We start from the raw sequence: 19,206 nt of genomic DNA, 5'->3' as shown, positions 1-19,206 counted from the left end.
CATGATCCGTATCATCGTCTATATCCTGATCGTCCTGGCGCTGGGTTTCGGTTTTTCCTGGCTTGCCGATCGCCCGGGTGAGTTGCAGATTGTCTGGCAGGGCCAGCTGATTGAAATGAGCCTGACGGCGGCGGCCACCATGATCGTCGCCATCGTTGCGGTGGTGATGATCGGCTGGTGGCTGGTCCGCACGCTCTGGACCTCGCCGCATTCGATGCGTCGCTATTTCCGCGCCCGCAAGCGCGACCGAGGCTATCAGGCGATCTCGACCGGCCTGATTGCCGCAGGCGCTGGCAATGCCGCGCTGGCCCGGCGGATGAGCGCGCGCGCCCGTGGCCTTGTCCGTGCCGATCAGGAACCATTGATCATGGTACTGGAGGCGCAAGCCGCCCTGATCGAGGGCAAGCATGACGATGCACGGCGGATCTATGAGCAGATGGTCGCCGATCCCGAAACCCGCGAGCTTGGTCTGCGCGGTCTCTATGTGGAGGCAACGCGGCTGGGTGCCCACGAGGCTGCGCGGCAATATGCCGAAAAGGCCGCCGAGGATGCGCCTTATCTGCCCTGGGCCGCCAAGGCCGCTTTGGAATATCGCTGCCAAACCAGTGCCTGGAACGAGGCCATTCATCTTCTCGACCAACAGCGCGTCGCAGGCGTTCTGGCCCGGGCGGAAGCCGACCGGCTGAAAGCCGTGCTGCTGACCGCAAAAGCCATCGATCAGCTGGACGGCGATCCGGCAGCGGCCCGCGACAATGCCATGAATGCGCTGAAACTCGCCAAGGATCTTGTGCCTGCGTCCGTAACCGCCGCCCGCGCTCTGCTGCGGGAGGACAATCTGCGCAAGGCTGGCTCCGTGCTGGAAACAGCCTGGAAGCTTTCTCCTCACCCAGACATCGCCAGCCTCTATGTGCGGGCACGGGGTGGTGACGGCGCGGTTGACCGCTTGAAGCGGGCCGAACGGCTGGAACAGGTCAAGCCCAACAATGTCTACTCCCTGCTGGTGGTTGCGGAAATGGCGCTTGAGGCGCGGGACTTCAGCAAGGCACGCGCCAAGGCCGAAGCTGCGGCCCGGATGCAGGCCAGCGAACGGGTGTTTCTGCTGCTGGCCGATATCGAGGATGCCGAAACCGGCGACCAGGCCCGCATCCGCTACTGGATGGCGCAGGCTCTCAAAGCACCGCGCGATCCTTCCTGGGTGGCCGATGGCCAGGTCTCGGAAAAATGGCTGCCCTATTCGCCTGTCAGCGGCAGGCTCGACGCCTTCGAATGGAAAATCCCCTATGCCCAGCTCTCCGGACCGGTCGAAGACGGCACAGTGATCAGCGGTGCTGCCGCCTTGGCCGAATTGCCGCCGCTTGGACAGGGCGACAAACCCACATCCTCTCTTCCGGCACGCAAGATCGACCCGCTCCCGGAAAACAGCGAGGCCGCTGCTCCATTGTCCAGCCAACCGTCAGCATCAACAAAGCCTATGCCGAAAGGCCAAGAACCGGAGCCGTTCTTCGGCGGCGCACCGGACGATCCGGGCGTGCGCGATGCCAGCCGCAGTTCGGACGAGAAAACCCGGCTCAACCTGTTTTAAGGACCATTCATGCTGGAGCGCCTCAATACCTTTTTCCAAAGCTTTATCGCTGGCGAACAGGACAATGAATTCGACGGCAACGATACGAGAGTGCTGATCGTCGCCCTGTGTTTCCAGGTGATGGAAGCCGACGGAACCATCAGTGCCGCCGAACGGAAGAGCCTGAAAAAGAGCATCAAGGACCATTACGATCTGGACCGCAGCAAGATCGAAGCCTTGCTTGAGGCCGGCCAGCAGGCGGAAAGCGAAGCGGTGGACTATTACCGCTTCACCTCGGAATTGAAGCGCCGTCTTGATGAAAACCAGAGACTGGAACTGGTCAGCGTGCTCTGGGACATCGTCTATGCCGATGGCATGCGCAACGAGATGGAAGATCATATCCTTTGGCGGGTCGCCGACCTGCTTGGCGTCTCGGACCGGGATCGGATTCTGGCCCGGCAAAAGGCGGCAGAGCGTGCCGGACAACAGGCGGATGGCCAGGCCGGAGATGAAGCGGTCGCCGGAGATGCGGATGCTTCATGATCCGGCAAAAATACGGCCCGCACACCGTCCGGTCCTGGTCGTCCTGCATCAGGAACGATCCAGCGCCGGTCGTGTCGGCCAATTGCTGGTAGAAAAAGGCTTCCCTCTCGATATTCGCCGCCCGGTGCTCGGTGATCCGCTGCCCGACACGCTAAGCGGTCATAGCGGCGCAGTGGTGTTCGGCGGACCGATGAGTGCCAACGACCCTGAGCGTTTCGTGCATGACGAGATCGACTGGCTGTCCGTGCCTCTGAAGGAGAACCGGCCCTATCTCGGCATTTGTCTCGGTGCGCAAATGCTGGCCCGGCATCTGGGCGCCAAGGTCAGGGGTCATGACCGGGAATTGGTCGAGATCGGCTGGTATCCGATCCAGCCGACCAATCACGGCCGGTTGCTGATGAAATGGCCGAAAATGGTCTATCATTTTCACCGCGAAGGCTTCGATCTGCCGCATGGTGCAACACTGCTGGCCACCGGCGATATCTACCCCAATCAGGCGATCCGTTACGGCGAAAAAGCCTTCGGTATCCAATTTCATGCAGAACTGACGCGCGCGATGATGCAGCGCTGGGTGGTGCATGGCGCCTCACGCTTTTCCATGCCGAATGCCCAGGCTGGCCGCGACCACCTGGAAGGACGCATGCTGTTCGATGCCCCGCTCAAGGCCTGGCTCTCGGATTTTCTTGATCTGGTCTTTGCTGAGGAAACTCAGTCCGCCAATCAGCGTCAAAAGACTGATAAAGAACCAGCCTGATCGCAATCAGGTCTTGTCAGGGGCTTCCAGCGTGTCGATGGTGCGCAGCTTCGGAAAGGTCAGCGCCCAGATGATAGAGACCGCCAGCGTCCCGACGCCACCGACGACAACCGCTCCGACCGGTCCAATCAGATGGGCCATGGTACCGGCCCGGAACTCGCCCAGTTCGTTGGATGCGCCGATGAATACCGAATTGACGGCATTGACCCGGCCACGCACCTGATCCGGTGTCCAGAGCGCCAGCAGCGTTTCACGCACATAGACCGAAATCATGTCGCCTGCGCCCATCACCGCCAGCGCCAGCGCCGACACCCACCAGACCGTCGACAGCCCGAAAGCCACGGTCGCGAGCCCAAAGATGGCAACGCCGACGAACATGATCGTTCCGGCGCGGTGCTTGATCGGAAAGGTGGCAAGAAAGGTCGCCATGGCAATAGCGCCTACGCCCGGTGCCGAACGCAATATGCCCAGCCCCATCGGCCCCATGGTCAGGATGTCAGAGGCGTAGATCGGCATGAGGGCCACTGCCCCGCCTAACAGCACGGCGAACAGGTCGAGTGAAATAGCCCCCAGCACCACCTTCTCATGACGGATGAACTTGAAGCCAGCCAGAAGATAGGTCCAGGTTTTCGGTTCGTTGGCGGTTCGCTGCGCCGGTTTTGGCACCAGCAGAACAAGAAGCGTGCCTGCCGCCATGAAGCCCAGCGCAACGATATAGGCCGAGAGCGGTCCCACACCATAGAGCAGGCCCCCGGCAACCGGGCCGAGGATCGATGCGGTCTGCCAGGACGACGCATTCCAGGCAAAGGAATTGGCCAGATCCTTTTCCGGCACCAGATTGGGAGCCAGCGACTGAACGGCAGGCCCCATGAAGGCGCGTTCAATACCAAAAATTGTCATAATCGCCAGCACCGGCATCGGCGAAAAGGCATTCTCCACGGTGAGGAACAGCAGGAGCGCCACGCAGACAGCGCTAACACCCAGGCAAACCGCAACGATCATGCGCCGGTTCATCCGATCCGCGGCTGTGCCGGTGACCAGGATAAGCAACAGCGCCGGCAGAAACTGCACTAGCCCGATCAGGCCGAGATAGAGCGCATTACCGGTGACCTCATACATCTGCCAGCCCACGGCGACGCTGACGATCTGCATGGCGAAAGCGGCCAGGAAGCGAGCGAAGAAAAATTTCGTATAGGCGGAATGGCGAAAGGCGGCGAAACGGTCTTCGGACTGGGAAATGGACATCAGCTATTTTCCTGGCCGGAGGGGTCCGGCATTCTCTGCGCAACTTGCGTTAAACATGAATGGCGATAGCTGGCAAGGCGACACTTGCCCGTTTCGGCCTCAATGTCTACATGTCTGTCAACTGACAAATGGAGACAGACATGCTTGCCCTGTTGCAGACGATTGATCTCGCCCTCAATCTTTATACCTGGATCCTGATCGCCAGCGCGATTTTTTCCTGGCTCTACGCTTTCAATGTGATCAATTCCAGCAACCGATTCGTCAATCAGATCGGCCTGTTTCTGTTCAACGTCACCGAACCGGCGCTACGCCCAATCCGCCGCATCATGCCCAATCTCGGCGGCATCGACATTTCGCCGATCATCCTGCTGCTGATCATCTTCTTCATCCGCTCACTGATGTGGAACACGATTGCCCCCATGCTGCTGTGAGCCATTGCTATCGGCGTTTCGATGATCACATCCGCCTTGCCGTCCGGCTAACGCCGAATGGCGGGCGCGACGGGATTGATGGTGTCGACGTCAATGCGAATGGCGAAGCTCACTTAAAAGTGCGGGTCAGCGACGTGCCTGAAAAGGGCCGGGCCAACAAGGCATTGATCGCCCTTCTGGCCAAACGCCTCGGCATCGCCAAATCCGCCGTCAGCTTGATATCAGGAGATACCGCCAGACAAAAAATCCTCCGGATCGATGGCGACCCGGAGGATTTGATTGGTAGGCTGGAAGCGATCATTACCTCGTGAGGCAAATCACGCTTCTTTCTTGGCGCGCTCGATCGATTCGACAATCATCTTCTTGGCAACATTGACATCGCCCCAATCGCCGATCTTCACCCATTTGCCGGGCTCCAGATCCTTGTAGTGCTCGAAGAAATGCTTGATCTGGGCCAGCGTGATTTCCGGCAGGTCGGTATAATTCTGCACCTTGTCATAGCGACGGGTCAGCTTGGGAACCGGCACGGCCAGGATCTTCTCGTCCATGCCGCCATCGTCTTCCATCATCATCACGCCGATCGGGCGGACATTGATGACACAGCCTGGCACCAGTGGGCGGGTATTGCAGATCAGCACGTCCAGCGGGTCGCCGTCCAGACACAGCGTATGCGGCACAAAGCCGTAATTGCCGGGATAATGCATCGGCGTATAGAGAAAGCGGTCGACGATCAGCGTACCGGCTTCCTTGTCCATCTCATACTTGATCGGCTGGCCACCGACCGGCACCTCAACGATGACGTTGATATCTTCCGGCGGATTCTTGCCGATCGCAATCGCATCAATACGCATGTCTAACCCCATGGGATGGTTGAAATCCCCGGTGTCGTAAAGGGTTTCTTAAACCAAAGCAACCATTTGCGACAGGCAGCACCAATAAAGGGCGCAATCACGGTAAACACTGCGGGCCTACGCACCCGAGCCGATCAGGCCCAGACAAACCCCAGCTTTTTCAAGCTGACGGCATCGAAATCTTCCATGCCCTCCACGCTGTCCGTACCGCCATTCGAGCGGAAGAAATTGACGGCGCCCGCACAGTCCTCCAGGCACCAGACCACCAATCCTCGGCAACCAAGCGATTTAAGCAGGCGGCGGCATTCGGTAAACAGCGTGAAACCCAGGCCAACGCCCTGGTATGCGGGGCGCATATAGATCTCGTAGATCTCACCATCATAGGGAAGGCCCCTGGCCCGGTTGAGGCCGAGCGTCGCATATCCAGCAATCACCCCGCCAATATCGACCACCAGCACCGTCGCCGGACCATTGGTGGCCTTGCGCCACCAGGTCTCGCCACGGCGCTCCATCATCCTGATCAAGGCCTGGTGCGGGATAAGACCGCTATAGGTGGACTGCCAGGCTTCCCGATGCGCCTCGGAAAGCGCTCTCCCATCATCCGGCGCAGCCGGACGTACATCAATCGATAACGTCTTCATAACGTCACTCTCATCCGACTGGGGTGATGACAATCAATGCGGGATCATTCCCGCTGGCAAGTCCGCCCCCTCCTCGTGCTTGCCCCATAACCACGCCCCAGATTAACGCTTTCTTAAACAATCAGGCAAGAGTGGTCCTGGTAAAATTCCGAGGATCAGAATCGTCTTAAAGGCCTATGCACAAAAAAACCCCGGCCAACAGGCCGGGGTTGATGATCTCTCAGAAATGAAAGAACAGAAACGGCAATCAAGCCTGGGCGACGCGGGCCTTGCCGAAACGCTTGCGGTCGTTGGCGTCCAGGTAGAACTTGCGCAGACGGATGGACTTCGGCGTCACTTCCATCAGCTCGTCGTCCTGGATCCAGGAAAGCGCGCGGTCCAGCGTCATGCGGATCGGCGGGGTCAGCTTGACAGCTTCGTCCTTGCCAGCAGAGCGGATGTTGGTCAGCTGCTTGCCCTTGAGAACGTTGACTTCCAGATCGTTGTCGCGCGAGTGGATGCCGACGATCATGCCTGCATAGACCTTTTCGCCTGGCTCGATAATCATCGGGCCGCGATCTTCCAGGTTGAACATGGCATAGGCCACGGCTTCACCGGACTGGTTGGACAACAGCACGCCATTGTTACGGCCAGAGATTTCGCCCTTGAACGGCTGGTAGTTGTGGAACAGGCGGTTCATGATCGCCGTACCACGGGTATCCGTCAGCAGTTCCGACTGGTAGCCGATCAGTCCACGGGTGGGCGCATAGAATACCAAGCGGACGCGATTGCCGCCGGAAGGCCGCAGCTCGGTCATTTCTGCCTTGCGCTCGGACATTTTCTGCACGACGACGCCGGAATGCTCTTCATCGACGTCGATCACAACTTCTTCGATCGGCTCCATCAGGGTGCCGTTCTCGTCCTTGTGCATCACAACGCGCGGACGCGACACAGCCAGCTCAAAGCCTTCACGGCGCATGGTTTCGATCAGAACGGCCAGCTGCAATTCGCCGCGGCCAGACACGAAGAACGAATCCTTGCCTTCCGATTCTTCAATCTTCAGGGCAACATTGCCTTCGGCTTCCTTGAACAGGCGGTCGCGGATGACGCGGCTCGTGACCTTGTCGCCTTCTGTGCCAGCCAGCGGGCTGTCATTGACCAGGAAGGACATGGTGACGGTCGGCGGATCGATCGGCTGGGCTTCCAGCGCTTCGGTCACGGACGGATCGCAGAATGTGTCGGCAACCGTGCCCTTGGACAGACCGGCAATCGCCACGATGTCGCCAGCATGGGCTTCGTCAATCGCGGTGCGCTCGATGCCGCGGAACGCGAGAATCTTGGAAATACGGCCGGTTTCGATGACCTTGCCGTCCTGGCTCAGAACCTTGACGGACTGGTTCGGCTTGATCGAGCCGGAATGGATACGGCCGGTGATGACGCGACCCAGGAAGGGGTTGGCTTCCAGCAGCGTGCCGATCATGCGGAACGCGCCGTCTTCGTCGCCAACGCTTGGCTCAGGAACGTGCTGCAACACCAGGTCCAGCAACGGGGCCAGGCCCTGATCCTTCGGGCCTTCAGGCGCGATATTCATCCAGCCATCACGACCGGAACCGTAGAGGATCGGGAAGTCGAGCTGCTCATCGGTGGCATCGAGGCTGGCGAACAGGTCGAAGACTTCGTTGATGACTTCTTCATGGCGGCCATCGGGACGGTCGATCTTGTTGATCGCAACGATTGGGCGAAGACCAACCTTGAGGGCCTTGCCGACCACGAATTTGGTCTGCGGCATCGGGCCTTCCGACGAGTCGACGAGAACGATAGCGCCGTCCACCATCGACAGGATACGCTCGACTTCGCCGCCGAAGTCGGCGTGGCCGGGGGTGTCGACGATGTTGACGCGAACGCCCTTCCATTCAACCGAGGTTGCCTTGGCGAGAATGGTGATGCCGCGCTCTTTTTCCAGATCGTTGCTGTCCATGACGCGCTCTGCAACGCGCTGGTTTTCGCGGAACGAACCGGACTGTTTCAGAAGTTCGTCAACAAGGGTAGTTTTCCCATGGTCAACGTGCGCGATGATCGCGATATTGCGAATCTTCATGATTAGGATCTCTGATGGCTCTGGCGCGAAGTCCATGCCGGTGCCGTTGATGAAACCAAAGACCGCGCCTGTTACTTTGGGGCGCTCATACCCTGTTTTTTGCATTTGCGAAAGAGGCAAAGCGTCTTGATGACGCTCTGCCGCATTTTCACCGCAGAATCAGGCGCTGCGCACCGGATCGAGCACGACCTTGTAGAGTTCGTTGTCGTCCCGGTCCATCAGCCGCACGGAGAGCTGTTCGCTCTGCCCATCAACATCGACGATGCCGAAGAACTGAAGACCCGCTGACGGCGGCAGGTTCTGGCCCTGCTCGGCGGTCGGCGCTTTGATGAATTTCAGCTCAGGGCCGAAGGTCATGTCGAGATCGTTCGGCCCGAACGTCCCCGCATGCAGGGGACCGGAGACAAACTCCCAGAACGGCTCGAAATCCTGGAAGGCCGCCTTGTCAGGATTGTAGTAATGGGCGGCGGTATAATGCACATCCGCCGTCAGCCAGACGGTATTGCGAATGCCGGTCGTTTTCATGTGCCGAAGCAGTTCGGCAATTTCCAGCTCGCGGCCACGCGCCTCGCCATTATCGCCCTGGGCCACGGCTTCAGTGCCTTTCTTATTGAGATAATCGTCCCAGACGATCAGGCTCAACGGCATGTCGGCGGCGATAATTTTCCAGGTCGCCTTGGAATTGGTCAGTTCCCGCTTCAGCCACGCCACCTGCTCAGCCCCCAGGATGCGCGATTCCGGCGTCTGGACGGTTTCCATGCCATCGTGATTGGGGCCGCGATAGCTGCGCATGTCGAGGAAAAACACGTCGACCAGCGGACCATGGGAAATCTTGCGGTAAACCCGGCCCGGCTCGGCAGGCGTATAGCGGATCGGTGTCATTTCATGGAAGGCGCGGGCGGCACGCGCCGACAGCAGGGCGATGGATTTTTCGCTATAGCGGCTGTCGGCAGTCAGGTCCTTGCCCGACGACCAGTTGTTCAGCACTTCATGATCGTCCCACTGGTAATGGGTCGGACAGATCGCCGACAGTTCCAGCACGTTCTTGTCCATCATATTGTATTTCCACTGGCCGCGATATTCGTCCAGGGTTTCGGCCACCTTGCGCTTTTCATCGGTGACGATGACATTCTTCCACTTGGTGCCGTCCTTCAGGTCGACTTCTTCCTTGATGGGACCATCCGCATAGATGGTGTCGCCGGAATGCAGGAAGAAATCCGGCTGATGCTTGGCCATGGTGGCATAGGTCTTCATACCGGTTTCATCGATACCCCAGCCCTGCCCCACCGTGTCACCCGACCAGACGAAGCGGACGTTGCGCCTCGAAGCGGGTGCAGTGCGGAACCGGCCGGTGATCGGCTCGGAAACACTGTTGATATGGGAAAGATCAGCCGCCGTGAACCGATAGAAAATCTCCTGGTCGGCAGGTAGGTCCGTCAAAAGCCGCTTCACGGCATAGTCACTGTCCGGCAGCGCGTTGAGAGCGGGCAAACGCACAGGATTGGCAAAGCTTTCGGTGGTCGAATATTCCATCATGATCCGCGAAGGGCGGTCTACCCGCGTCCAGATCATCCCGGAATTCAGATCGACATCGCCGGATTGGACGCCGTGGGTGAAAACGGGGCGATCCGCCGCCCGCGCATAAAACGGCAGCGCCAGACCGGAGCCGGCAGCAAGCCCGGCGGCACTGGTGCCGAGAAGAAACGAACGGCGGCTGAGCGCCGTGAAGGATGTGGACATCAAACCTCTCCTTGGGAAAACGACGCCGGTTCAATCGAACCGACGTCGGACCCAAACAGAGAGACATGTCAGGCGCTTAACCGCAGCGTGACAGTTTCATTAAATTTCCTGCAACAGCAGCCGAACAGCTTATGCCGCAAGCCCACGCTTCTTCAACATCGCTTCCGGGCTCGGCAACCGACCACGGAAAGCCTTGTAGGTTTCTTCCGGGTCCACTGCACCGCCGATGGCATAGATATTGTCCTTCAAGCGTGCAGCCATATCAGCATTGAAGGCATTGCCGGTTTCCTCGAAAGCCTCGAAGGCATCGGCATCCAGCACTTCCGACCACATGTAGGAATAATAGCCAGCCGAATAGCCATCGCCGGAAAACACATGCTGGAAATGCGGCGTGGCATGGCGCATGACGATGGAAGACGGCATGCCGATTTTTTGGAGAATTTCTGCCTGTACTGCCATCGGATCGCCCACCTGATCTTCCCGCGTGTGAAACGCCATATCGACCAGCGCCGATGAGGTGAATTCAACCGTATCGAACCCGGCATTGAAGGTTTGTGCTGCCAGAACCTTGTCGAGCAAGGCCCGTGGCATGGCCTCACCGGTCTGATAATGCACGGCATAGGTTTTCAGGATATCCGGCACCGTCAGCCAATGTTCATAGAGCTGCGAGGGCAGCTCCACAAAATCGCGCGATACGGCGGTACCCGACACGGACGGATAGGTCACGTCCGACAGCATCCCATGCAGGGCATGGCCGAATTCATGAAACAGCGTGCGGGCATCGTCCAGCGACAGCAGCGCTGGCTTGCCTTCGGCAGGCTTGGCAAAATTGCAGACATTGTAGATGATCGGCAATTCGCCCTGCCTGCCGTTTTTCAAGTGCAGCTTGTGCTGCGACTGGAAGGAGCTCATCCAGGCGCCGGAGCGCTTCGAGGACCGGGCGAAGTAATCGCCGAGGAACAGCGCCTTCAGCGTGCCATCCGCCTCACGGATTTCAAACACCCGCACATCGGGGTGATAGCCCTTCACATCGTTCAACGGCACGGCAGTGATGCCGAACAGTTTTTGCGCCACAGCAAAGCAGGCTTCGATGATTTTTTCCAGTTGCAGATAAGGCTTCAGTTCGGCTTCCGAAAAATTGAACCGCTCGGAGCGCAGCTTCTCGGCATAGAAACGCCAATCCCAGGGCGCAACCGCGTGGTTCTTGCCGTCCTTGGCAATCAGGTCCGCCAATTCCTGCTCTTCGATGGCGGCTTGGGCGACGGCGCGTTCCCAGACCTGCATCAGCAGGCCGTTGACCGCTTCCGGGGTCTTGGCCATGGTATTGTCGAGCTTCAGGGCGGCAAAATTCTTATAGCCCAACAGCTTGGCCTTTTCCGCCCGAAGCGCCAGGGTTTCGGTCACGATGGCGCGGTTGTCACGCTCACCGCCATTTTCACCCCGGGCAACCCAGGCCCTGAAGGCGGTCTCGCGCAGGTCCCGGCGCTCGGAAAAGGTCAGGAAGGGGACGATGACCGAGCGTGACAGCGTCACGGCATAGGCTTCGCCCTTGCCACGGGCTTGCGCGGCAGAGGCCATCGCATCCTTCAGAAAATCGGGAATGCCCGCCAGCTCGTCATCGCTGGTCAGCGGCAATGCCCAATCGGTCTCATCGCCCAGCACATTCTGACCGAAATTGGCGCCAAGGCTTGCCAGCCGCTCATTGATCGCCGCCAACCGCTCCTGTTCGGGCTTGGCGAGCTTGGCACCGGCCTTGACGAAACCCTTCCAATGCCGTTCCAGCACCCGGGTCTGCTCCAGCGTCAGGCCCAGGCTATCGCGCTTTTCCCACAAGGCATCAACGCGGGCAAACAGTGCGGCATTCATGCTGATCTTTGAATAGTGGCGCGACATTTTCGGCGCAATCTCGCGCTCCAGCGCCTGGATGACCTTATTGGTATCGGCACCGGCCTTGTTCCAGAACAGCGCCGAGACCCGCGACAGCCCGTCACCGGCGATCTCCAGTGCGACGATGGTGTTGTCGAATGTCGGCTCCGAAGGATAATGGGCGATGGTGTCGATGTCCGCGTCGTGTTCGGCCAGCGCCATGTCGAAAGCCGGGGCAAAATCCTCATCGCCGATGGCAGTGAAATTCGGCAGGCCATGCGGCCCATTCCATTCTGTGACGGTGGCAAAAGCGCCGTTGGGGCCAAGATTACGGTCTGGAGATGTCATCACGAAGCAATCCTTCTCATCAATGACAAAGATATAGGCGATCACTCCCGCCATTGTCACCCCTGCGTCACCCCTCTGTTGCGCGGGGTGGGGCATCCGTGGGATCTCCGATGGCAATGACCGGCCATCGCCTGAAGGATTTTCCATTTCAATTGCACCCCGGCTGGCTTACCAGTGATCCATGCCCGTTGAATATGTCCCCGCCCCATGACGAAATCCGCCACCCCGCCGTCCCGGATGAGCGAGAACCGCACCTCCCTGCTTGGCGCACTGCTGACGATGATCGGTCCGCTGTCCATGGCGATTTACACGCCAGCCATGCCGCAATTGGTCCATGCCTTTTCCACCACGGATGCGGCCATCAAGCTCAGCCTGTCACTGTATTTCGCGGGCTTTGCCTGCGCGCAATTGCTGTCCGGGCCGTGTTCGGATGCGTTCGGACGACGCCATGCGACGCTGGGCTTTCTTGGCATCTACCTCCTCGGCAGCCTGGCCGCGGCGTTTGCGCCCTCTGTCGAGTTTCTGCTGGCCGGGCGCATCGTTCAGGGCATCGGCGCATCCGTCGGGGTCACGGTGTCGCGCGCCATGGTCCGCGACCAATTCGTCGGGGAGCAGGCCTCTCGGATCATCAATATGATCGGCATCATGCTAGCCATCGGACCGGCCATGGGGCCGACCGTCGGCGGATTGGCGCTTGTCGCCTTCGGCTGGCAATCGGTGTTTCTGCTGATGGTCGGGTTCGGCGTGGTCAGCATTATCACGGTCGCCATTCTGATGGCGGAAACGGCGGTGCCGGACCGGCAGATGATTCGCCCGGCCCGGCTTATCGCCTCTTACGCGACCTTGATGGCCGACCGGCGGGTCTTATGCTCGGCCCTGGTTCTGGGCGGCTGTGTCGGCGCGCTCTACGCGCAATCCACCATGCTGCCTTTCGTTTTGATCAACAAAGTCGGGTTATCTCCCGCGCAATTCGGCCTTGGCATGCTGATGCAGACCGGCTCCTATTTCGCCGGTTCGGTGGTGCTGCGGCTGGTATCAAGCCATCTGCGACCCGGTCAGGCCCTGCGCTTCGGGCTGACACTGGCAGGATGCGGCGGATTGCTGATTTTTTTGTCCACCCACCTTTTGATGCCAACCTATCTCTCCATCATGGGACCGGTCGCCGTCTGCGCCTTCGGCATGGCCTTCGTCATTCCCGATATCTCCACCGCAGGTCTGCTGCCGCATCCAACACTGGCGGGCTCGGCGGCGGCCCTGATGGGCTTCGTGCAGATGAGCTGCGGTTTTCTGGGCGGGCTTGCCGCTTCCTGGCTTGGCGATCCGCTGACCGCCTTCGGCACCATCATTCCCCTGATGGAATTGATGGCGATCATCGCCTATCTCGGCTTCCTTCGTGCCTGGAAGCAGACCCAATAAAAAACCGCCGCCAGTGTCCCGGCGACGGTTTCAAATCTTTCAAATCCTATGATTACTTGCCGAGATTACGCTTGGCCAGCGTGCGCAGGCGAAGTGCATTGAGCTTGATGAAGCCCGCTGCATCCTTCTGGTCATAGGCGCCCTGATCGTCTTCGAAGGTGACAAGCTGGTCGGAATAGAGCGACTTTGGCGATTCGCGGCCGATGACCATGACATTGCCCTTGTAGAGCTTCAGCGTCACTTCGCCTTCGACATGTTCCTGGCTCTTATCGATCATCGCCTGCAACATTTCACGCTCCGGCGAGAACCAGAAGCCGTAATAGATCAGCTCGGCATAGCGCGGCATCAGCTCATCCTTGAGATGAGCAGCGCCACGGTCCAGCGTGATCGATTCGATGGCGCGGTGGGCGGTCAACAGGATGGTGCCGCCGGGGGTCTCGTAAACGCCACGGCTTTTCATGCCGACGAAGCGATTTTCAACCAGGTCCAGGCGGCCAATGCCGTTGTCACGGCCATAGGTGTTGAGTTCGGCCAGCAGCGTCGCCGGGCTCATCCGCACGCCGTTGATCGACACGGCATCGCCCTTTTCAAAGCCAACCTTGATGACGGTCGCCTTATCGGGAGCGGCTTCCGGCGAAATCGTGCGCATATGCACATATTCCGGCGCTTCCTGGGACGGATCTTCCAGAACCTTGCCCTCGGAAGAAGAATGCAACAGGTTGGCATCAACGGAGAACGGCGCTTCGCCCTTCTTGTCCTTGGCGACAGGGATCTGATTTGCTTCAGCAAAGGCCAGCAGATCGGTCCGGCTCTTGAAGGCCCAGTCGCGCCAGGGCGCGATGATCTTGATATCAGGGTTCAGCGCATAGGCCGAAAGCTCGAAACGAACCTGGTCATTGCCCTTGCCGGTCGCGCCATGAGCGATAGCATCGGCGCCGGTCTTCCTGGCAATCTCGATCAGGTGCTTGGAAATCAGCGGCCGGGCAATCGAGGTGCCGAGCAGGTAGACGCCTTCATAGACGGCATTGGCGCGAAACATCGGGAAGACGAAATCGCGGACGAATTCCTCGCGGACATCCTCGATGAAGATTTCCTTGATGCCCAGCATTTCCGCCTTCTTGCGGGCCGGTTCCAGCTCTTCACCCTGGCCAAGATCGGCGGTGAAGGTCACGACTTCAGCGCCGAGTTCGGTCTGGAGCCATTTCAGGATGATCGAGGTATCGAGACCGCCGGAATAGGCGAGAACGACCTTTTTGACGTCTTTCGGAAGTACCATGAGTGCGAAGTCCGTATGTCTGGGCGAGGCCACTGAACCGGGCCCCCTCGGGTTGGAGGCACTTTTAGCCGGATTGGCGCGTCATGCAAGGGTGAAGCCCTCGGACATGGTCGATGCGGGTAGAGGAAAGGCAGGAGGTAGATCAAAAAAACCGGCGTGATTTGACTTGGAGGCCCTCTGTCCCATATGCCGAATGTCGTGAATGCGACAATTCCACGGGTAGATTCAAGCATTTCAGCCAGGAATTGCATAGAAACGATAGAATTGGAGCGGTTCATGCTCTTCCAGCATGGGCCATTTCCGAGCCATCAAAGGAGCAAGACATGACCGACATTCAATCGGTAATTGCCAAGGGCAAGGTCGCGGTCGTCACCGGGGCAGCTTCAGGCATCGGCCTTGCCGCCGCCAAGGCTTTCGCCAGTCAGGGCATGTGCGTCGTGCTCGCCGATCTCGGTGGGGATGCGCTTGCCAATGCACGCAGCGAAGTCGCCACTTTCTCGGAAAATCCGGAGAGCGATATCGTCGCCATCGAGACAGACGTCAGCAAGCTGGATGAACTGGAAGCACTGGAGCGCGCCGTGCTTCAACGCTTCGGGCGTGTCCACCTGTTGATGAACAATGCCGGCATCCAGCCAGGCAGCAGCCTGTTCGGACCACAGGTCAACTGGGACAACGTGTTCGCCGTCAACCTGATGGGCGTCGTCCACGGCACCAGGGTATTCGGGCCTGATATGATCGCCCACAAGGACCCGGCCATCATCATCAATACCGGCTCCAAGCAGGGGATTACCACGCCTCCCGGCGACCCCGCCTATAATGTTGCCAAGGCCGGCGTCAAAGCCTTCACCGAGGCCTTGCAGCATGAACTGCGCAACACACCGGACTGTAATGTCAGCGCCCATCTGCTGATTCCCGGCTTCGTCTTCACCGGTCTCACAGCCGGCGAGCGGACGACAAAGCCCGACGCGGCCTGGACCCCGGAGCAGACGGTGGATTTCATGCTGGACAGCCTCAAACGCGGCGATTTCTACATTCTCTGCCCCGACAACGATGTCAACCGGGCGACGGATGAGAAGCGTATTGCCTGGGCGGCTGGCGACATCATCGAAAACCGTCCGCCGCTGTCGCGCTGGCACCCTGACTACGCAGAGGCCTTCAAGGCGCATTTGCAAGGCTGAGTGGCCTTTTTGTCTTAAACGTCAGGCCGTGACAGATGGCTCCCGACATCTGTTACGGTCCTGCAAAATTTACGAGAATTCTATTTAAAGTTTCGCGCTATGAGTGTATCGATATCTTCATTATTGTTATGGAGATGTTTCAATGACTGTTTTTTACGCCTGGGTTAATCCCGCATTTTTTGAAGGCAATCCTCTCGATCACACCTGGGTCACGACCTATGACAACCGGGTTACCCCCTATGCGACAATCGATGCGGTGACACAGGCCGGACAAACCTATTGGTATTGCTGGGGTGATTTTCACGCCACCGGCTCCACCGATGATTATCCAACCGGCCTGCTTGCCCAGCAGGACGGCAACACTGCCGTCGCCAGTTGCCTTGTCGAACCCAATGTCGAGGGATCGCTTTCCAATTCACCGCCGAACGGAACCATTCTGGTCTATGGTGTGAATGGCGTTTGCCATCAGATTGCCAACCAGGTGCTGTATGCAACGAAAACGGCAACCACAGCGCCTTTGACCGTCAAGGGCGCAGCCGGATATGCCTTGAGTACCTTTCTTTATGGTACCTATGGCACCCGCAAGGCCGCATGGGCAAAGAAGATCACCACCTGCACAGCGGGAGAGACCAGCGGAGCGATCCGGGAAGAGGATGCGATGAGCGACCTGCCAGACGATTTTCTCGACCATGCCCGCCAGACACTGGGCGACCAGCCCGAAAAGCTGCAAAAACTGCTGGACTTGCGAGACACGGTCGCATCCTACATGGCAATGGATCTGCCAGGCACGGCAGCGCCCTCGATTGAGCTGATCAACGCGCGTAACCAGCACATGCTGGACCAGGCCGCTGACCTTCTCGGACCCGTGGACTTTGAAAAAGTCTTCGGGATTCACCCCGAAAAACGGGTGAAACTGGTTCATCCATCACAGCTGAAAACCACCAGAGAGCAAAAATAAGCCTCGCATCCGCTTGCTGAAAAGGGATCGCGGATCGTAACATGGCCCGCGAACTCTTTTCATATGCCATGCGAGATAGTCATGACCTTCATTCCGGGCCTGCCGACCCTTCTAGCCTTTACCGCCGCCTGCCTGTTGCTGGCGGCAACGCCGGGGCCGGACATGACCCTCTCCATCAGCCGTGCATTGCGCGATGGCAAGGCGGCAGGTCTTGCCGTGCTGATCGGCACCAATCTCGGAATTGCAGTGCATACGATGCTGGTGGCTTTCGGGGTCTCCGCCCTTATCGTTGCTTCGCCGACAGCCTTTCTGATTCTGAAAAGCGGTGGGGCTGCTTATCTGGCATGGCTCGCCTTCCAGGCAATCCGCCATGGCTCGAAATTCGTCGCCACGCCTGAAGCGGGCGCAAAGGGCAGCGTGAAGGCCGCGTTTCTCAACGGGATCTGGGTCAATTTGCTCAACCCGAAAGTCATCATTTTCTTCATGACCTTCCTGCCGCAATTCGTCACGGCGCATGATCCCGATGTCACCGGAAAGCTGCTGTTCCTCGGTTTCTGGTTCATGCTGGTGTCGCTCCCCATCACGGTCGCCATCGTGCTGGCCGCTGACAAGCTGGCTGGCTGGCTGCAACAGAATCCGAAAGTGCTCAGGGGAATGGATTACACCTTTGCAGGTGTGTTTTCAGTCTTCGCCGCCAAGATCCTGATGACCCAGGCGCGATGACAGAGCGTGCGTCTAAAAAGGCGCGATAACGCAGATCAATGAACGTGTTTGCGCGACTTTTCGGCGTCAATGCGGTCCTTGCGGGTGATGAAGAGCATGAAAAAGCCAATCATCAATCCGCCGACAGGCATGATCAACATTGTCAGAAATTGCTCTGTGCTCATGGCTTCAGACCTTTCAATATCTTCCGCGCTAACAAATGTAATGCCACAGACGCTAAAATGCAAATGGAACAGACAAGAGCGAGATTTCCGTTCGGACCATGGCCACTATTGACCGTAGAGATGACAGGCGCAAAACCTCCAACGGCAAAAATCGCGATGGCAACGCCATTGATATAGGTTGCCGTCAGCTTGGTTCGTTCATTGCGAACGGCAATTTCCATCAATCGTCCTCGCCATGGCCCACAATCATCATCGCCTCATAGGCCAGACGTTCGGTCTTGCGCATCCGTTCCGATTCCGACTTCAACTGCCCGCAGGCGGCCAGAATATCGCGGCCGCGCGGCGTGCGGATCGGTGAGGCATAACCTGCCGAATTGATGAAATCGGCAAATTTCATGATCTGGTCCCAGTCGGAACACTGATAATTGGTGCCGGGCCACGGATTGAAGGGAATGAGATTGATCTTGGACGGAATGCCCTTCAACAGCTGAATCAGGCCCTTGGCATCCTCAAGACTGTCGTTCACATCCTTCAACATCACGTATTCGAAGGTAATCCGCCGGGCATTGGACAGGCCCGGATAATTGCGACAGGCGTCGATCAGGTCCTTCAGCGGATATTTCTTGTTGATCGGCACCAGCAGGTCGCGCAATTCGTCACGCACCGCATGCAGCGAAATCGCCAGCATCACGCCGATTTCATCGCCGGTGCGGTAGATTTCCGGGACCACGCCGGAGGTGGAAAGCGTGATGCGGCGCTTTGACAGCGACAGTCCATCGCCATCCGAGGCGATCAGCAGCGCCTTTTTCACTTCCTCGAAATTGTAGAGTGGCTCACCCATGCCCATCATCACCATATTGGTGATCTTACGGCCCTCATTCGGCACCATCGCGCCGACAGGCGCATCGCGGTCGGGAAAGTCGCCCAGCCGGTCGCGAGCCAGCAACAGTTGCGACAGCACTTCTTCCGCCGTCAGGTTGCGCACCAGCTTTTGCGTGCCGGTGTGACAGAAGGTGCAGGTCAGCGTGCAACCAACCTGACTGGAAACGCAGAGCGTTCCCCGGCCTTCTTCTGGAATGTAGACGCACTCGACCTCGACCGGACGCCCGGCACCGCGCGGCGGATAGCGCAGCAACCACTTGCGGGTGCCATCATTGGACACCTGTTCCTCGACAATTTCAGGTCGGGCAATGGTGAAATGCGCCTTGAGCTTCTCGCGCATGTCCTTGGCGACATTGGTCATCTGGTCGAAATCGGAGACGCCGCGCACATAGATCCAGTTCCACAGCTGGGCAACGCGCATCCGCACCTGCTTGTCAGCCACGCCGATCTCGCGGAGCATGTCGCCCATTTCCTCGCGGGTCTGGCCGATCAGGGTCGGCTTGGTGGCGCCAGCCATGGCGGCGGGCCGCGCCTGGGGCGTCCGCTCAATGA

19 protein-coding genes are annotated in these 19,206 nt (G+C 58.8%); 9 read left to right on the top strand and 10 right to left on the bottom strand.

The genetic code is table 11. The features are described 5' to 3' along the window. Nucleotide 1 precedes the first annotated feature (1 nt). From ASB66_RS18685 to ASB66_RS18675, 3 genes are read left to right on the top strand one after another with little or no spacing between them, the layout of a single operon-like run. On the top strand, nucleotides 2–1,582 hold the full coding sequence (locus tag ASB66_RS18685; protein WP_060718685.1) for a heme biosynthesis protein HemY: 1,581 nt from the start codon (nucleotides 2–4) through the stop codon (nucleotides 1,580–1,582). A gap of 9 nt (nucleotides 1,583–1,591) precedes the next feature. Further along, complete coding sequence (locus ASB66_RS18680; RefSeq protein ID WP_060718686.1) at nucleotides 1,592–2,104, top strand: tellurite resistance TerB family protein; 513 nt, start codon at nucleotides 1,592–1,594, stop codon at nucleotides 2,102–2,104. Further along, nucleotides 2,094–2,858, top strand: coding sequence for a glutamine amidotransferase (locus ASB66_RS18675; RefSeq protein WP_060718687.1), 765 nt, complete (start codon nucleotides 2,094–2,096; stop codon nucleotides 2,856–2,858). The genes ASB66_RS18680 and ASB66_RS18675 overlap by 11 nt, the downstream gene beginning before the upstream one ends. A 6-nt stretch (nucleotides 2,859–2,864) precedes the next feature. On the opposite strand, the gene ASB66_RS18670 is transcribed toward ASB66_RS18675, so the two are convergent. Next, nucleotides 2,865–4,103 carry an MFS transporter gene (locus ASB66_RS18670; RefSeq protein ID WP_060718688.1) on the bottom strand — a complete coding sequence of 413 codons (1,239 nt, stop codon included), beginning with the start codon at nucleotides 4,101–4,103 and terminating at the stop codon, nucleotides 2,865–2,867. Between the two features lie 140 nt (nucleotides 4,104–4,243). On the opposite strand from ASB66_RS18670, the gene ASB66_RS18665 reads away from it, so the two are divergent. Together ASB66_RS18665 and ASB66_RS18660 are read left to right on the top strand one after the other, a co-directional pair. Beyond that, nucleotides 4,244–4,534, top strand: coding sequence for a YggT family protein (locus ASB66_RS18665; RefSeq protein ID WP_015917418.1), 291 nt, complete (start codon nucleotides 4,244–4,246; stop codon nucleotides 4,532–4,534). Beyond that, nucleotides 4,531–4,845, top strand: coding sequence for a DUF167 domain-containing protein (locus tag ASB66_RS18660; protein ID WP_060718689.1), 315 nt, complete (start codon nucleotides 4,531–4,533; stop codon nucleotides 4,843–4,845). The genes ASB66_RS18665 and ASB66_RS18660 overlap by 4 nt, the downstream gene beginning before the upstream one ends. 6 nt (nucleotides 4,846–4,851) lie before the next feature. On the opposite strand, the gene ppa is transcribed toward ASB66_RS18660, so the two are convergent. The 5 genes from ppa to ASB66_RS18635 form a co-directional block, all read right to left on the bottom strand. Next, a complete protein-coding gene (gene ppa / locus ASB66_RS18655) occupies nucleotides 4,852–5,385 on the bottom strand; it encodes an inorganic diphosphatase (RefSeq protein ID WP_060718690.1) in 534 nt (177 codons plus the stop codon). Nucleotides 5,386–5,519: 134 nt separating this feature from the next. Further along, nucleotides 5,520–6,026 (bottom strand): GNAT family N-acetyltransferase, encoded by a 507-nt coding sequence (locus ASB66_RS18650; RefSeq protein WP_015917421.1) that lies wholly within the window; start codon nucleotides 6,024–6,026, stop codon nucleotides 5,520–5,522. Nucleotides 6,027–6,273: 247 nt separating this feature from the next. Further along, nucleotides 6,274–8,103, bottom strand: coding sequence for a translational GTPase TypA (gene typA, locus ASB66_RS18645; RefSeq protein WP_114386874.1), 1,830 nt, complete (start codon nucleotides 8,101–8,103; stop codon nucleotides 6,274–6,276). A 159-nt stretch (nucleotides 8,104–8,262) separates the two neighbouring features. Beyond that, nucleotides 8,263–9,843 (bottom strand): alkaline phosphatase D family protein, encoded by a 1,581-nt coding sequence (locus ASB66_RS18640; protein ID WP_114386833.1) that lies wholly within the window; start codon nucleotides 9,841–9,843, stop codon nucleotides 8,263–8,265. A 129-nt stretch (nucleotides 9,844–9,972) separates the two neighbouring features. Further along, nucleotides 9,973–12,057 (bottom strand): M3 family metallopeptidase, encoded by a 2,085-nt coding sequence (locus ASB66_RS18635; RefSeq protein WP_060718890.1) that lies wholly within the window; start codon nucleotides 12,055–12,057, stop codon nucleotides 9,973–9,975. A 237-nt stretch (nucleotides 12,058–12,294) separates the two neighbouring features. Here ASB66_RS18635 and ASB66_RS18630 point away from each other — a divergent pair, with 237 nt between their 5' ends. Continuing rightward, on the top strand, nucleotides 12,295–13,473 hold the full coding sequence (locus tag ASB66_RS18630) for a multidrug effflux MFS transporter (protein ID WP_060718692.1): 1,179 nt from the start codon (nucleotides 12,295–12,297) through the stop codon (nucleotides 13,471–13,473). A gap of 52 nt (nucleotides 13,474–13,525) precedes the next feature. Here ASB66_RS18630 and ASB66_RS18625 read toward each other — a convergent pair whose 3' ends face one another. Next, the gene (locus ASB66_RS18625) at nucleotides 13,526–14,749 is read right to left on the bottom strand and encodes an argininosuccinate synthase (RefSeq protein ID WP_060718693.1); all 1,224 of its coding nucleotides are present in this window, start codon (nucleotides 14,747–14,749) and stop codon (nucleotides 13,526–13,528) included. A gap of 323 nt (nucleotides 14,750–15,072) precedes the next feature. On the opposite strand from ASB66_RS18625, the gene ASB66_RS18620 reads away from it, so the two are divergent. The 3 genes from ASB66_RS18620 (at nucleotide 15,073) to ASB66_RS18610 (ending at nucleotide 17,608) form a co-directional block, all read left to right on the top strand. Further along, nucleotides 15,073–15,927, top strand: a complete 855-nt coding sequence (locus tag ASB66_RS18620; RefSeq protein ID WP_060718694.1) for an SDR family NAD(P)-dependent oxidoreductase — start codon at nucleotides 15,073–15,075, stop codon at nucleotides 15,925–15,927. Nucleotides 15,928–16,069: 142 nt separating this feature from the next. Continuing rightward, the gene (locus ASB66_RS18615) at nucleotides 16,070–16,885 is read left to right on the top strand and encodes a hypothetical protein (RefSeq protein WP_060718695.1); all 816 of its coding nucleotides are present in this window, start codon (nucleotides 16,070–16,072) and stop codon (nucleotides 16,883–16,885) included. A gap of 81 nt (nucleotides 16,886–16,966) precedes the next feature. After that, the gene (locus ASB66_RS18610; protein WP_060718696.1) at nucleotides 16,967–17,608 is read left to right on the top strand and encodes a LysE family translocator; all 642 of its coding nucleotides are present in this window, start codon (nucleotides 16,967–16,969) and stop codon (nucleotides 17,606–17,608) included. A 35-nt stretch (nucleotides 17,609–17,643) separates the two neighbouring features. Here ASB66_RS18610 and ASB66_RS27015 read toward each other — a convergent pair whose 3' ends face one another. Genes ASB66_RS27015 through rlmN form a run of 3 tightly spaced genes read right to left on the bottom strand, consistent with a single transcriptional unit; the run spans nucleotide 17,644 to nucleotide 19,171 of the window. Further along, a complete protein-coding gene (locus tag ASB66_RS27015; protein ID WP_267889528.1) occupies nucleotides 17,644–17,772 on the bottom strand; it encodes a hypothetical protein in 129 nt (42 codons plus the stop codon). After that, on the bottom strand, nucleotides 17,769–17,993 hold the full coding sequence (locus ASB66_RS18605) for a hypothetical protein (protein ID WP_015917430.1): 225 nt from the start codon (nucleotides 17,991–17,993) through the stop codon (nucleotides 17,769–17,771). The genes ASB66_RS27015 and ASB66_RS18605 overlap by 4 nt, the downstream gene beginning before the upstream one ends. Continuing rightward, the gene (rlmN, locus tag ASB66_RS18600) at nucleotides 17,993–19,171 is read right to left on the bottom strand and encodes a dual-specificity RNA methyltransferase RlmN (RefSeq protein WP_411910084.1); all 1,179 of its coding nucleotides are present in this window, start codon (nucleotides 19,169–19,171) and stop codon (nucleotides 17,993–17,995) included. The genes ASB66_RS18605 and rlmN overlap by 1 nt, the downstream gene beginning before the upstream one ends. Between the last annotated feature and the right edge of the window lie 35 nt (nucleotides 19,172–19,206).

Origin of the sequence: Gillisella vitis (assembly GCF_001541345.2) — a bacterium.
Lineage (GTDB): Bacteria > Pseudomonadota > Alphaproteobacteria > Rhizobiales > Rhizobiaceae > Allorhizobium > Allorhizobium vitis.
The sequence above is the reverse complement of the archived record's forward strand: the minus strand, read 5'-3'. Positions and strand labels throughout refer to the sequence as shown.